Consider the following 13,059-nt stretch of genomic DNA (forward strand, 5'->3'; position numbering starts at 1 on the left):
CGATGTGGGTGATCTGTCACGGTGTCGACCGGCCCGGTCACCGCCGTCCGGGCCGGTCGACACCGAGGAGCGAGGCCGATGGGGCCCGAGATCATCGCGATCGCCGTGCTGGTGGTCATGTTCGTGATCGCCACGACGATGCCGGTCAACCTCGGCGCACTGGGGTTGCTGGGCGCGACCGCGGTCGGGATCGGCGTGCTGGGGCTGAGCCTCGACGACGTCCTCGCGGGCTTCCCCGGAGACCTGTTCCTGCTGCTCGTCGGGCTGACCTACCTGTTCGCGCTGGCGACGGCCAACGGCACCGTCGACCTGCTGGTCCACTGGGCGATGCGGGCCGTCCGCGGACGGCTGGTGCTCGCGCCGTTCGTGTTCTTCGCGATCTCCTGCGGGCTGTCGGGGCTCGGGGCGTTGTTCGCGGTCGCGATCGTCGCACCGCTGGCGATGCCCTTCGCCCGGCGTTACGGCATCAACCTGCTGCTCATGGGCATGATGGTCGTGCACGGCGCGCTCGGCGGGGCGTTCTCGCCGATCACCGTCTACGGCGCGTTCGTGAACTCGACGATGGCGGGCGTGGGCCTGCCCAGCGACCCGATCGCGCTGTTCCTGACCCCGCTCGTGGTCAACGTCGTGATCGCCGTCGTGATCTTCCTGGTGCTCGGCGGCCGGTCGCTCGTCGGGCGCACGGTCGACCCGGTCGAGGCTCCGGACGCCGACGCCGCCCCCGCCGGGGGCACCGGGGCCGGGAGCGGCGCCGCGGCCGGCACCGTGACCGGGGCCCCGGTCGCCGGCCGGGTGGGGCTGGAGCAGGGCATCACGCTGGCCGGCATCGCGCTCATGGCCGTCGGCTCCGCCGCGTTCGGCTGGGACGTCGGCGTCGTCGCGCTCGCCGTCGCGATCGTGCTGCGGCTGGTCGCCCCGCGCCGCCCGGACGTCGTCGGGAGGATCTCCTGGTCCACCGTCCTGCTGATCTGCGGTGTCGTCACCTACGTCGGCGTGCTCCTGGAGGCCGGTGCGGTCGACCTTGTCTCCTCGGGGATCAGCGGGATCGGCGCACCGCTGCTCGCGGCGCTGCTGCTCTGCTACGTCGGCGGCGTGCTCTCGGCGTTCGCGTCCTCGGTGGCGATCCTCGGCGTCGCGATCCCGCTCGCCCTGCCGATCCTGCAGCAGGGTGAGGTGTCCGCGGTCGGGATGGTGGCGGCGCTCGCGGTCGCCGCGACCGTCGTCGACGTCAGCCCGTTCTCCACGAACGGGGCGCTGGTGCTCGCCAACGCGCCCGCCGACGTCGACCGGGACCGCTTCTACCGGCAGATGCTCGCCTACGCCGGCGTGGTCGTGCTGGTCGGTCCGCTGCTGGCCTGGGCACTGCTCGTACTGCCCGGGGTGCTCTGAACGGGTTAACGTCCGGGCATGAACGACGCCGCCGTCGCCGCCGGGCGCCTCGCCCGTGGGCTGGAACCGCTGCACTCCCAGGTCTACTTCGCCCCCGAGGGCGAACCGGCCTACACCGCCGCCGGGCTGGAGCCGGGCCGGATGAGCTACTTCGCCCCGCGGGCCGCACCGATGGGCGCGGTCGGCGCCTCGGTGGTCACCGCGACGTTCTACAACTTCTCCCCGCGCCTGGTCGCGAAGTCGGTCCCGCGGGCGTGGGACCTGGTGTCCGCACCGGACCTGCTCGACGTGCGGTTCGCCGTCGCCGACGCCTCGCTGTGCCGCACCCTGGGCGACGACGCCGTCGCCTCACCCGAGATGGCCGAGGCCGCCGGGCTGGCCCGGACCGCGGCCGGGGCCGTCACCCCCGACGGGCGCCCGCTCGCCGCCGGGCACCTCGACGTGCCCTGGCCGACCGCGCCGCACCTGGTCCTCTGGCACGCGCTGTCGATCCTGCGCGAGCACCGCGGCGACGGACACATCGCGCTGCTGGTCGAGGCCGGGCTGTCCGGGCTGGAGGCGCTGGTCACCGCGACCGCGACGGGCACCGGGTTCACCGTGGCCTTCGCCCGCGGCAGCCGCGGCTGGTCGGCCGCCGAGTGGAACGCCGCCGTCGCCGGACTCGCGGACCGCGGCCTGCTGCAGCCGGCCGACACGGCCGGGGACGACGCCGTCGAACCGGTCCTGACCGAGGAGGGCACGGCGCTGCGCAAGCGGATCGAGAACGACACCCATCGCCTCGGCGCCGCCCCGTGGTCCGCGCTCGGCGCCGACGGAGCCGCGCGGCTCGGGGAGCTCGGCGGGGCGTTCGTCCGGACGGCCCTGGCGAACGGGGCGTTCCCCGCCGAGGGGGTCTTCGCGGCGCGTCCGAAGGGCTGATCGCACTCCGCGCCCGGCCTCAGGACGGGCGCGGTGTCCCGACTGCCCGATATGGTGCGCTCCGCAACCGACCATCGTGGTCGGTGTGGTGACCTGCAGGAGGACCCCGGTGCTCGAGATCAGCGGCCTCGAATGGGCCGTCACGATCGGCGTGATCATCGCGCTGCTCGCGTTCGACCTCGTCCTGGGCTGGCTGCGGCCGCACCGGGTGGGATTCAAGGAGGCCACCGCCTGGTCGGTGTTCTACATCCTGGTCGCGATCGCGTTCGGGCTGGTGTTCGCGACGATCCACGGCTGGGACTTCGGCACCCAGTACTTCACGGGCTACATCGTCGAGAAGAGCCTGTCGGTCGACAACCTGTTCGTCTTCGTCGTGATCATGACGACGTTCGCGGTGCCGGAGGAGCACCAGCACAAGGTGCTGACCTTCGGCATCGTGCTCGCCCTGATCATGCGCGCGATCTTCATCGCGGTCGGGGCGACGCTGCTGAACCTGTTCTCGTTCATGTTCCTGGTCTTCGGTCTGCTCCTGCTGTGGACCGCCGTGCAGCTCTACCGGCACAAGGACGAGGACCCCGACATCGAGGACAACATGGTCGTGAAGGGCGCGCGCAGGCTCTTCCCGGTCACCGAGGAGTACGACGGCGGGAAGCTGTTCACCCGGGACGACGGCCGCCGGGTCGCCACCCCGATGTTCATCGTGCTGGTCTCGATCGGCGGCATCGACCTGCTGTTCGCGCTCGACTCGATCCCCGCGGTGTTCGGCGTGACCCAGGAGGCGTTCATCGTCTTCACCGCGAACGCCTTCGCCCTGCTCGGCCTGCGGGCGCTGTTCTTCCTGGTCAAGGGCCTGCTGGACCGCCTGGTCTACCTCTCGACCGGCCTGGCGGTCATCCTGGGCTTCATCGGGGTGAAGCTGGTCCTGCACTGGGCCCACGTCGACATCAACCCGGCCGTCCCGGAGATCCCGACCATGGCCAGCCTGGTCGTGATCCTGGGGATCCTCGCCGTGGTCACCGTCGCGAGCCTGATCAAGACGCGCAACGACCCGTCGATGACCGCCCACGCCGGGTCGCTGCGTGCCCGCAAGGAGCGCTCCGAGCAGCGCGACTGAGCCGGTCCGGCCGGGCCGGCGCTCAGCCGGGCAGGCCGGCCAGGCCGGGCCCGCCGAGCGGGGTGACCTCGATGTAGTCCGGCGGGGCGGTGAGCAGCGCCAGCACGTCGCCCAGGCCGCTCTCGCCGATGTCGCGGCTCAGCGCCGCCTCCGACGACGCGGCGTCGGACCACATCTCGGTGACCCAGACGACGTCGGGCTCGTCCGGGGTGGCGTTCACGACGTAGGCGAGGCAGCCGGGCTGGGCGGCCATGTCGTCGGCGACGCGGAGCAGCGCGCCTGCCAGCTCGGTCCCCTGTCCCTCCAGGGCCACCATCCGCACGTACCGGCCGACCCGCTCGCTCGTGTCCACGGCGGCGACCGTAGACGGCCCCTCCCGGCGTCGCGGGGCCGGGGCGGGCTCGGCCGGCGGGCTGGTCGGCGTCGCCGGGGCCGTCCCTCCGCACCGGAGGCGGTGCCGACGATCTCCACGGATGCCGTGGTTCCGGTCCACTCCGATCCACCCGCCGCCATCCAGGACAGGATCGGACCGGAATCGGCGGCACACTGGTCGTCGTGATGGGGACATCGGCGCGGCTGCTGCGCCTGCTCGGGCTGCTGCAGGTGCCGCGCGACTGGACGGGGCCCGCCCTGGCCGAGCGCCTCGACGTCGACGTGCGCACCGTCCGCCGCGACGTCGACAAGCTCCGCACCCTCGGCTACCCGGTCCACTCCACACCCGGGGTGACCGGCGGCTACCGGCTCGGCGCCGGGGCCGCGCTGCCACCCCTGCTGCTCGACGACGACGAGGCCGTCGCCGTCGCGGTCGGGCTGCGGACCGCCGCGGGCGGGTCGGTCTCGGGCATCGAGGAGACCTCGGTCCGGGCCCTGGCCAAGCTGGAACAGGTCCTGCCGAACCGGCTGCGCCGCCGCGTCGCCGCGCTGGGCACCGCGACGTCCACGCTCGCCGCGCGCGGCCCGACCGTCGACGCGGACGTGCTGTCCGCACTGGCCGCCGCCTGCCGCGACCACGAGGTCCTGCGGTTCGACTACGTCGCGGGGGACGGGACCGAGACCCGCCGGGTCGCCGAACCCGAGGGTCTCGTGCACACCGGGCGCCGCTGGTACCTCGTCGCCTGGGACACCGGCCGCGACGACCGCCGCACCTTCCGGGTCGACCGGATGCGGCCCAAGCTGCCCGCCGGGCCGCGCTTCGTCCCGCGCCCGGAACCGGAGGGCGGGCTCGCCGCGTTCGCCCAGCGCGGTATCTCCTCGGGTGCCTACCCGCACCGGGCGCGGATCGTGTTCCACGCCCCGGCGGAGCGGATCGCCGAGCACGTCACCCCGGCGTCGGGGATCGTGACCGACCTCGGCGGGGACCGCTGCGAGCTCGCGGCCGGGGCCTGGACCCTGGAGTCGCTGGCGGTGTGGCTGTGCTTCTTCGGCGTCGACTTCGAGGTGGTCGAGCCGGTCGAGCTGGTGGAGCACCTCGACGCGGTCGCCGCCCGCCTCGGGCGGGCCGCGGACCACGCGCGCGCGAACGGCGGCGGCTGACCGGACCGCTCAGCCCACGGCGCGGACCGCGCCCACGGGCGTGCCGTGGCCGAGCACGTCGGTGCGGGTCGCGGCGGTGAGCGCGTCGGACCCGGCGCCGAGGGACTCCAGCACGGCGCGGGCGACGACCGGCAGCGGCCGCGGCGACCCGTCCAGCACGGTGACGGCGAACGCCCGCCCGTCGGGCAGCGCGGCCGCCAGCACACCCTCGGCTCCGTCCTTGACGACCAGGCCCGGCACCGCGCCGGCCAACCGGGTCACCGGCCGGTCCGTGCCGCCGACCCACCACGGGTGCGCGCGGACCGCGGCCGCGACCCGCCCCTCGGGGGTGTCCGGTGCGGCCGTCGCCAGCATCGCGAAGGCCCTGGCCAGCCCGGCCGGGGTGGTGCCGAACAGCGGGGCGCCGCAGCCGTCGACGGTGGTGAGGTCGACCGGCACCCCGGTCAGCTCGGCGACGGTCTCCCGGACCAGCCGCTGCAACGGGTGCGCGGGGTCGCGGTAGCCGGCCGTCGGCCACCCCGCGGCCACGCAGGCGGCGAGCATCGCGGCGTGCTTGCCCGAGCAGTTCTGCAGCACCGGCGACGGTCCCGACCCCGCCGCGCGGACGGCCGCCGCGGCCGCCGGCCCCAGCGGCAGGTCCGGGGTGTTGTCCAGGTCGGCCTCGTCGAGCCCGGCACCGGTGAGGATGCGCCGCACGCCGTCGACGTGGCCGGGCTCGCCGGAGTGCGAGGCACAGGCCAGTGCGAGCAGCTCGCCGTCGAGGTCCAGCCCGGCCTGCAGCATCGCCACCGCCTGCACCGGCTTGAGCGCCGAGCGCGGCAGGAACGCCACGTCCGGGTCGCCGGAGCCGGTCACGGTGCCGCCGGGGCGGTGCACCGCGACGGTGCCCAGGTGCACCGACTCCACCGTGCCCTCCCGCTCCACGACGGCCAGCGGGACGGCGGCGGCCAGGACGGGTGGGACGGTGCCGGGTGTGCTCATGCGGCCGACGCTACGTCCGCCGCGGCGGACGCTCAGGCGGGGACCGGGGCCAGACCCAGCTCCCGTGCCAGCTCCGGCGTCGGATGCACCGGGACGGGACCGTAGGCGTTGTCCCGGGCCGAGCGCCGCCGCACGGCGGGCAGGCGCATCAGCAGCCGGACGAACGCGGGAGGGGCGATGGTGCGGCCGCGCTCGCGGGCCCGTGCGACGCCCCGCTCGATGCGGACCTGTCGGCTCTGCACGGACACGATCGCGGGCTCCCGCTCGGCCTGGACCGCGGCGAGCGTCGCGGTGCCGACCGTGCCCGCCCGCAGCGCGGGCACCAGGTGGTTCGCCGCGGCGAGCGCGTCCTGCAGGGCCATCAGGATCCCGTTGCCGCCGACGGGGGAGATGACGTGCGCGGCGTCGCCGATCAGCAGCAGGCCGGGCCGGTGCCAGTCCGGGACCCGGGAGATGTCGACCGACAGGAGCGTGGCGTCGTTGAGGTCGGTGAGCAGACCGACCCGGCCGGCCAGCCACGGCACCAGCCCGGCGACCTCGCGGCGCACGTGCTCCACCCCGGCCTCGCGCAGCGCCGGATAGCCGCCCTTGGGCAGCGACAGTCCGACCTGCCAGCGGTCCTCGCCGCCGAGCAGGCCGACGTAGCTGCGGGTGCCGAGGAACAGGTCGACGGCGGCGTCGGGCGGGTCGTCGTCGTGGCGGGGCAGGGCGAACCACAGCAGGTCGGTGGTGGCCCCCTGGGACTCCGCGGTCAGGCCGGCGAGGGTGCGCAGGCGGGAGAACCGGCCGTCGGCGGCGACGACCAGCCCGGCGTCGATCCGCTCCCCGGACCGCAGGGTCACCCCGCGGACGGGGTCGTCGGCGGTGCCGGCGCCGAGCAGGCCGTTCACCGCGGCGCCGGTGCGCAGCTCGAAGGTCGGCAGGGTCGCCGCCTCGGCGGCGAGGACGTCGAGGAACCGGGCCTGCGGCATGAGCGCGACGTAGTCGTAGGGGGTGTCGAGCAGGCCGTAGTCGGTGGTGGTGACCGTCCCGCGACCGGTGCGGAAGCGGAACCGCCGGGCCGGGACGTGCGGCTGCTCCAGCAGGCGTCCGGCGAGCCCGAGCCGGTCGAACAGCTCGAGCGTCCACGGGTGCAGGGAGTCGCCGCGGAAGTCGCGGTCGAAGTCCCGGTGGCGTTCGAGCAGTGTCACCGGCAGGCCCGCCCGGGCCAGCAGGTAGGCGAGCAGCATGCCGCCGGGGCCACCGCCCGCGACGATCGTCCGTTCCGCGGTCACCCGACCATGTTAGCTCGCCGATCGAGTGTCTTGTCCATCGAGGGAGTTGAACTGGGGGAGCGGTCGGCGGCACAGGAAGGTGCGGGCGGGCGGCGGGTTGCGCCACTCGGTCGCGGTCTCCACGACCTCGTCGAAGTGGGTGTCGAGCAGGTCGCGCAGTACCCGCACCCGGTTCGGCAGCGCCATCCAGGTGATGATCATGCTCATCACCCCGCCCGGGACCAGTCGGCGCGCGATCGTGCCCATGACCTGCAGGCGCAGGGTCTGCGGGAACACCGCCCACGGCAGGGTCGAGACGAACGCGTCGACCTCGGTGATGCCGGCCTCGTCGAGGATCCGGTCCAGGTCGGCGACGTCGCCCTGCACGACCTCCAGCCACGGCTTGTGCCGGCGCAGGTGCGCGACCAGCTCGGAGTCGATCTCGATCGCGAGGTAGCGCGCGTGCGGCCCGAGCCGCTCGCGGATCGGCTCGGCGAGCACCCCCGGTCCGGCGCCGAGCTCGACGACGACGCCGTTCGTCCCGCGCGGGACGACGGCGGCGAGCTGGCGGCACAGTCGCCGTCCGGTGAGGAACGGGGTCGCGAGCTGGTCCATCTTCGAGAACGAGCGTTTGAGGAAGACGGCGTGGTCGGGTCGGCCCATGCGGTACATCGTGGCCGTTCGCGCGGTCCCGGTCATGTCCGGGCGATCCGGGTCACCCGGCGACGGGCGTGTGTCGGTCGGTGTCGTTCCTGTTAAGCGAGCGCCGAGGGGCTTCCGTACACGCTGTATCCACCGTATACAGAGCACATGGCACCGGAAGATCCGCTGGTCGACGCCCTGCGTCGCGCGATCGTGGAAGGCGTGTACCCGCCCGGCCACCGGCTGGTGCAGGAGGAGCTGGCGGACCGCTACGGCGTCAGCCGCATCCCGCTGCGGGAGGCGCTGCGCACCCTGGTCGGCGAGGGCCTGCTGCGCAGCGAGGCCGGCCGCGGCACCTTCGTCACCGAGCTGGACCTGGCCGAGATCGACGAGATCTACGACCTGCGGCGCATGGTCGAGCCGAGCTTCGCCCCGCACGTCGCAGACCGGGTGTCCCGGCGCGACGTCGCGCGGTTCGACGGCATGGCCGGCGACATGGACCAGGTCGCCCGGACCGGCGCCGCCGAGTGGTCCCGCACCAACCTGGCCTTCCACCTCGACATGTACCGGCTCGCCCGGCTGCCGCTGCGCTACGAGCTGATCTCCCAGCTCTACCACCGCCTGGAGCCCTACTCCCGGTTCTACGTGCACGGCACCGGCGCCTACGAGCGCGTGCAGGACGAGCACCGGGGCATGGTGCAGGCACTGGCCGACGGCGACGCCGACGAGCTCGGCCGTCTCGTGCTGGCCCACATCGACGGCGGCCAGGAGGGCCTGCACGCGGCCTGGTCGGCCGACCGGGGCGAGCTCTCCGCGTTCTGGGCGGCACGGGAGGCGAGGTGCGACACCGACCTCCTCGGCCGGCTCCGGCCCGGGGATCCCCTGCGTCTGGACGCCATCGTGTCCGGCCGCGACACCGAAGGATGAGAGGTACCCCAGTGTCCGCACCGACCACGGAAACCCCCGCGATCGTCACGTCCGTCCGCCCGCCGTTCCACCTGGCGATCCCGGTGGACGACATCGAGGCGGCCCGGGAGTTCTACGGCACGCTGCTCGGCTTCGGCCGCGGCCGCTCCGCCGAGCGCTGGACGGACTGGAACGTCGCCGGGCACCAGGTCGTCACCCACCAGGTCGGCGAGCCGTCGGACACCCCGCGCGCCGGTGTGGCCGGGACCAACCCCGTCGACGGCCACGACGTGCCGGTCCCGCACTTCGGCCTGGTCCTGAGCGTCCCGGAGTTCCGCGCGCTGGCCGAGCGGCTCACCGCCGCGGGCACCGACTTCGTCATCGAGCCCTACGTGCGGTTCGAGGGCGAGCCGGGGGAGCAGTGGACGATGTTCTTCCTCGACCCCGCGGGCAACGCGCTGGAGTTCAAGGCCTTCGCCGACCCGGAGCAGCTCTTCGCCGTCTGAGCCGTACCCGGTCGCGGCCCGTCCCCGGACGGCCCGCGGCCGGGGTCATCGGCGGGATGCCGCCGCCCCCCGCTCAGGACGCGCGGGCGGGGGACGGGGCCGCGGGGAACAGCGCCGCGACCCGTGCTGCCGACGCACGGGCCCGCGCCGTCGTCCCCAGCACGCCGAGCACCACGACCACCACCGTCAGCGGCGTCACGACCGCCCACGCCGTCGCGACCCCGGCGGCGGTGCTCGCCGCGGTGGCGACCACGGTCCCGCTGACCGCGACGCCGAACGACTGCCCGGCCTGCCTGCTCGTCGAGGCCACCGCGGCGGCGACCCCGGCCCGCTCCGGCGGCATCCCGTTCACCGCGGTGTTCGTGATCGGCGGGTTGAGCAGGGCGAACCCGCAGCCGAACACCCCGTGCGCGAGCAGGATCAGCCACAGCGGCGTCGTCGGGGAGAGCTGGGAGAAGGTGAGCGCGACCAGCACCATCGCGCTCCCGCCCAGCACCAGCGGCAGGCGTGCCCCGCGGGCGGCGACCATCCGCCCGGACAGCGGCGCGACCACCGTGGTGGCGACGGCGGCCGGCAGCAGGGTCAGCCCGGCCTGCAGCGCACCGAGCCCGCGGACGTCCTGCAGGTAGAGCGCGGACAGGAACAGCAGCGAGCCGAACGCGGCGAACGCGCAGACCGCGATCACCGTCGCCGAGGCGAACGGGGCGCTCCGGAAGAACCGCAGTTCCACCAGCGGTTCGGGGTGGCGCCGCTCCCAGACGACCAGGGACACCAGCGCGACGACGGCCAGCACCGCCAGCCCGAGAACCCCCGCCGACGACCAGCCCAGCCGCGGCCCCTCGATCACCGCCGCCACCGTCGACCCGAGCAGCGCCACCACGAGGAGCTGACCCACCGGGTCGGCCCGCCGCGGACGGGCGGCCCGCGACTCCGGGACGAGCCGGGCCGTCAGGACCCAGGCCGCCAGCACGACGGGGATGTTCACCCAGAAGATCGCCCGCCAGCCGACGCTGTCCACGAGCAGCCCGCCGAGCACCGGGCCGACGCCCAGCGAGATGCCGACCATCGCGCCCCACACCCCGATCGCGCGGGCCCGCTCCCGGACGTCGGTGAAGACGTTGGTGATGATCGACATGGCGACCGGGTTGAGCATCGCGCCGCCGAGCGCCTGGACCACCCGTGCCCCGATCAGCCAGCCGACCGTCGGGGCCAGGCTGCACAGCAGCGACCCGATCCCGAACAGGACGAGCCCGGTCTGGAAGACGCGGCGGCGCCCGACCCGGTCGGCCGTCGCACCGGCCAGCATCAGGAAGCAGGCCAGGACGACGGTGTAGGCGTCGACGGTCCACTGCAGCTCGGTGATCGAGGCGCGCAGGTCGGTGACCAGCGCGGGCAGCGCCACGTTGATGATCGTGACGTCCATCGAGACGACGAGGATGCTCGTGCACAGCACGGCCAGGATCAGCAGCCGGTGCCGGCGTCCGGCGGGACCGGCCGGTACGACGACGTCGTTCCCCACGACATCTCCTTGTCCGGAGCTAACGAAACTGGGACGACGATAACCCGGGAACGACGACGGCCGCCCTTCCTCGGTGTCACTCCCCGGTCTCATCCGCCCGTCTCGGGCTGTTACGCAAGGAGAACCTCGAGCGACTACGTCTCTGACGTGTGGACGCGAGTCGATCGAGTGAGGGTTCGTGCAACTTCCGAAGGGGCGGATTCCGGCAGCGGTCGTGAGTGTCGCCGTCGTGGTCGGCTTGGTCGTGGCTGCTTCTGTCGTTGTCGGTGCGGCGGTCCCCGGGGTTGCCTTCGCACAGGCCGGACACTGGGTCTTCAACCGCTCGGAGAACGCGGTCGTCCATGTGGACAGCGGTACCCGTGCCGTGGATGCGCGGGTCACGGTGCCCGAGGCGGACGATGATCCCGCGTTCGCGGTGCAGGGGGCGACCCAGGGTTTCCTGGTCGGCCGGCGGAACATCACCGTGTTCGGGAAATCCAGTCTGACCGTCGAGACGACCCTCCCCAGTGGACAAACCGAGCTGCCGGTCGGTATCGAGACCGTAGGTGGGCCGTACCTCGTCTATCAGCACACCGGGACGATCGTCCGGCTCGGCGTGCCCCCGATGACCATTCCCGTGGGCGGTCCCGTGTCGAGGCCGGTGTACACCGACGACGGAACGCTGTGGGTTCAGCGGACCGACGACGGTCAGATCTGCTCGTTGTCCGCCGGGGCGACGAGTATCGACTGCGCTGTATCAGTACAGGCCGGAACACCGGGCGCGTTGTCGATCGCCCAGGCCGCGGCTGGATTCGTCTCCTTGGCGGACGATGCGGTGCAGATCGTCGGCAGCCGGGACAAGGCCTCGCCGGTCGGGCTCGGGGTCGATCTCCCTGGCGAGACGCTCATCGCCGACCGGGACTCGGAGAACCGTCTGCCCGTCGTCATGCCGAACCCGGCGCGCCTGGTACTGGCCGACGACAGCGGGGTCCTCATGGGCAAGGCCGGCGGAGCCCCGATCACCGTAGAGCTGGGCCAGGGCTCGTTCTCGGGGCCAGTGGCTGCCGATGGGGTGGTGGCGCTCATCGACCTCACCCGGCACAGGCTCCTGACGTTCGCGATGGATGGCAGGCCGCTCGGTGCCGTGGATCTTCCGCCGGGTGACGACTCGGCGAGCATCATGCGTGGCGGCGACGGGCGGCTCTACGTCGACGACTCGAACGGGTCCAAGACCCATGTGGTCGCCAAGGACGGCACCATCGCCTCCATCGCCACCGGTGTGCCCTCCGACACCGCTGTCTCGGCGCAGCCACCCGAGATCTCGGCTGTGATGCCCGTGCTGTCCACGCGGGCGTCGGGCGGAGGCGTGACGTCGACGGTCGGGGGTGGAGGTGGTGGCGCCACGTCCGGGCCGTCGGGTAGCGGCGGAGGGCAGGCCCCTTCGGGGCCCCCGCTGCCGGGCCCCCCGCTGCCGGGTCCTCTGCCGCCCCCTCCGCCGGTGTCCGGGCCACCGGGCGCACCGCTCGGTCTTCGCCTGACCAAGGACGGCTCGGAAGGGATGCGACAGGCATGGCTCGAACTGGCATGGAGTCCGCCGGATCTGAACGGGGGGACGTTGAAGAACTACGTGGTCCAGGTGACGGGGGAGTCCGGAGCTCCGGTCACCAAGACGACAACCGCGACGGAGATGAAAGAGATCTGGATGGACCGTTGTGCCGGGCCTTTCGTCCTCACTGTGAAGGCGGTTACATCCGTGGGTGGTCGAACGCTTACGGGGCCTGCGGCATCGGTGACCAGTAGCTCCAAGGGTGGCTGTTCCCTGAACTTCGATATCGCGGCGCGCGCGACCGGTTCGACGACAGCGTCGGTCACCCTGACACAGAATGCGCCGATCGATCCGGGTGTCTCAGGTGGGTGCTCGCTCCAGTTCGGTGAACGTACTGTCTGGTCGGGGCGATGTGGTGGGTCCTCATTCGCGGTCAACTCCAGTCAGCCTGTTCCGGTCACCGGCTTGGAGCCGGGAACCACCTACTCCGTCGTCTTGCGTGTGGACCAGCTCGACGGCTCGACGACTTCCGCCACCGACACTGTCACCACGCAGGCGATCGCGAAAACCGTGCCTGAGGACGTCAACGGCGATGGGAGCGTCGACTGCGCCGATGTGCAGGCCGTCAAATCGCAGTGGGGGCAGACTGGACCCGGCCACAGTGGTGACGTGAACAAGAGCGGCAAGGTCGATATCACTGATCTCAGCATGGTTCTTTCAAAATATGACGGTCCGAAGTCCGATGATCCCGAGACGAGCTGCCAGTAGCTCCT

Annotated in this window: 12 protein-coding genes; 7 read left to right on the forward strand and 5 right to left on the reverse strand. The window is 73.0% G+C overall.

Annotated features, from left to right (window positions below; translation table 11 throughout):
- The first annotated feature begins 78 nt into the window (after positions 1–78).
- From ZF1_RS07145 to ZF1_RS07155, 3 genes are all read left to right on the forward strand, one after another.
- Positions 79–1,389: an SLC13 family permease gene (locus tag ZF1_RS07145; RefSeq protein WP_482636811.1), complete on the forward strand. Its 1,311-nt coding sequence runs from the start codon at positions 79–81 to the stop codon at positions 1,387–1,389.
- 18 nt (positions 1,390–1,407) lie between these two features.
- A complete protein-coding gene (locus tag ZF1_RS07150; protein WP_482636812.1) occupies positions 1,408–2,307 on the forward strand; it encodes an SCO6745 family protein in 900 nt (299 codons plus the stop codon).
- 109 nt (positions 2,308–2,416) lie between these two features.
- Positions 2,417–3,421, forward strand: coding sequence for a TerC family protein (locus tag ZF1_RS07155; RefSeq protein WP_251786831.1), 1,005 nt, complete (start codon positions 2,417–2,419; stop codon positions 3,419–3,421).
- A 22-nt stretch (positions 3,422–3,443) separates the two neighbouring features.
- Here ZF1_RS07155 and ZF1_RS07160 read toward each other — a convergent pair whose 3' ends face one another.
- On the reverse strand, positions 3,444–3,773 hold the full coding sequence (locus tag ZF1_RS07160; protein WP_020623433.1) for a putative quinol monooxygenase: 330 nt from the start codon (positions 3,771–3,773) through the stop codon (positions 3,444–3,446).
- A 203-nt stretch (positions 3,774–3,976) separates the two neighbouring features.
- Between ZF1_RS07160 and ZF1_RS07165 the strand changes: the two genes are divergently transcribed.
- Positions 3,977–4,954: a helix-turn-helix transcriptional regulator gene (locus ZF1_RS07165; RefSeq protein WP_251786833.1), complete on the forward strand. Its 978-nt coding sequence runs from the start codon at positions 3,977–3,979 to the stop codon at positions 4,952–4,954.
- A 9-nt stretch (positions 4,955–4,963) separates the two neighbouring features.
- Here ZF1_RS07165 and ZF1_RS07170 read toward each other — a convergent pair whose 3' ends face one another.
- From ZF1_RS07170 to ZF1_RS07180, 3 genes are read right to left on the reverse strand one after another with little or no spacing between them, the layout of a single operon-like run.
- A complete protein-coding gene (locus ZF1_RS07170; protein ID WP_482636813.1) occupies positions 4,964–5,935 on the reverse strand; it encodes an asparaginase in 972 nt (323 codons plus the stop codon).
- A gap of 32 nt (positions 5,936–5,967) precedes the next feature.
- Positions 5,968–7,209: an FAD-dependent oxidoreductase gene (locus ZF1_RS07175; RefSeq protein WP_405418810.1), complete on the reverse strand. Its 1,242-nt coding sequence runs from the start codon at positions 7,207–7,209 to the stop codon at positions 5,968–5,970.
- A 9-nt stretch (positions 7,210–7,218) separates the two neighbouring features.
- Positions 7,219–7,851, reverse strand: coding sequence for a class I SAM-dependent methyltransferase (locus tag ZF1_RS07180; protein ID WP_224403286.1), 633 nt, complete (start codon positions 7,849–7,851; stop codon positions 7,219–7,221).
- A gap of 147 nt (positions 7,852–7,998) precedes the next feature.
- On the opposite strand from ZF1_RS07180, the gene ZF1_RS07185 reads away from it, so the two are divergent.
- Both ZF1_RS07185 and ZF1_RS07190 read left to right on the forward strand, forming a co-directional pair.
- Positions 7,999–8,757 (forward strand): GntR family transcriptional regulator, encoded by a 759-nt coding sequence (locus ZF1_RS07185; RefSeq protein ID WP_482636814.1) that lies wholly within the window; start codon positions 7,999–8,001, stop codon positions 8,755–8,757.
- Between the two features lie 11 nt (positions 8,758–8,768).
- The gene (locus ZF1_RS07190; protein ID WP_224403285.1) at positions 8,769–9,242 is read left to right on the forward strand and encodes a VOC family protein; all 474 of its coding nucleotides are present in this window, start codon (positions 8,769–8,771) and stop codon (positions 9,240–9,242) included.
- Between the two features lie 73 nt (positions 9,243–9,315).
- Here the strand turns inward: ZF1_RS07190 and ZF1_RS07195 are convergent, their stop codons facing one another.
- A complete protein-coding gene (locus tag ZF1_RS07195; protein WP_224403284.1) occupies positions 9,316–10,761 on the reverse strand; it encodes an MFS transporter in 1,446 nt (481 codons plus the stop codon).
- A 178-nt stretch (positions 10,762–10,939) separates the two neighbouring features.
- Between ZF1_RS07195 and ZF1_RS07200 the strand changes: the two genes are divergently transcribed.
- Complete coding sequence (locus ZF1_RS07200; RefSeq protein WP_482636815.1) at positions 10,940–13,054, forward strand: dockerin type I domain-containing protein; 2,115 nt, start codon at positions 10,940–10,942, stop codon at positions 13,052–13,054.
- The last annotated feature ends 5 nt before the right edge of the window (positions 13,055–13,059 follow it).

It is taken from the genome of Pseudonocardia sp. ZF1, from assembly GCF_056835605.1.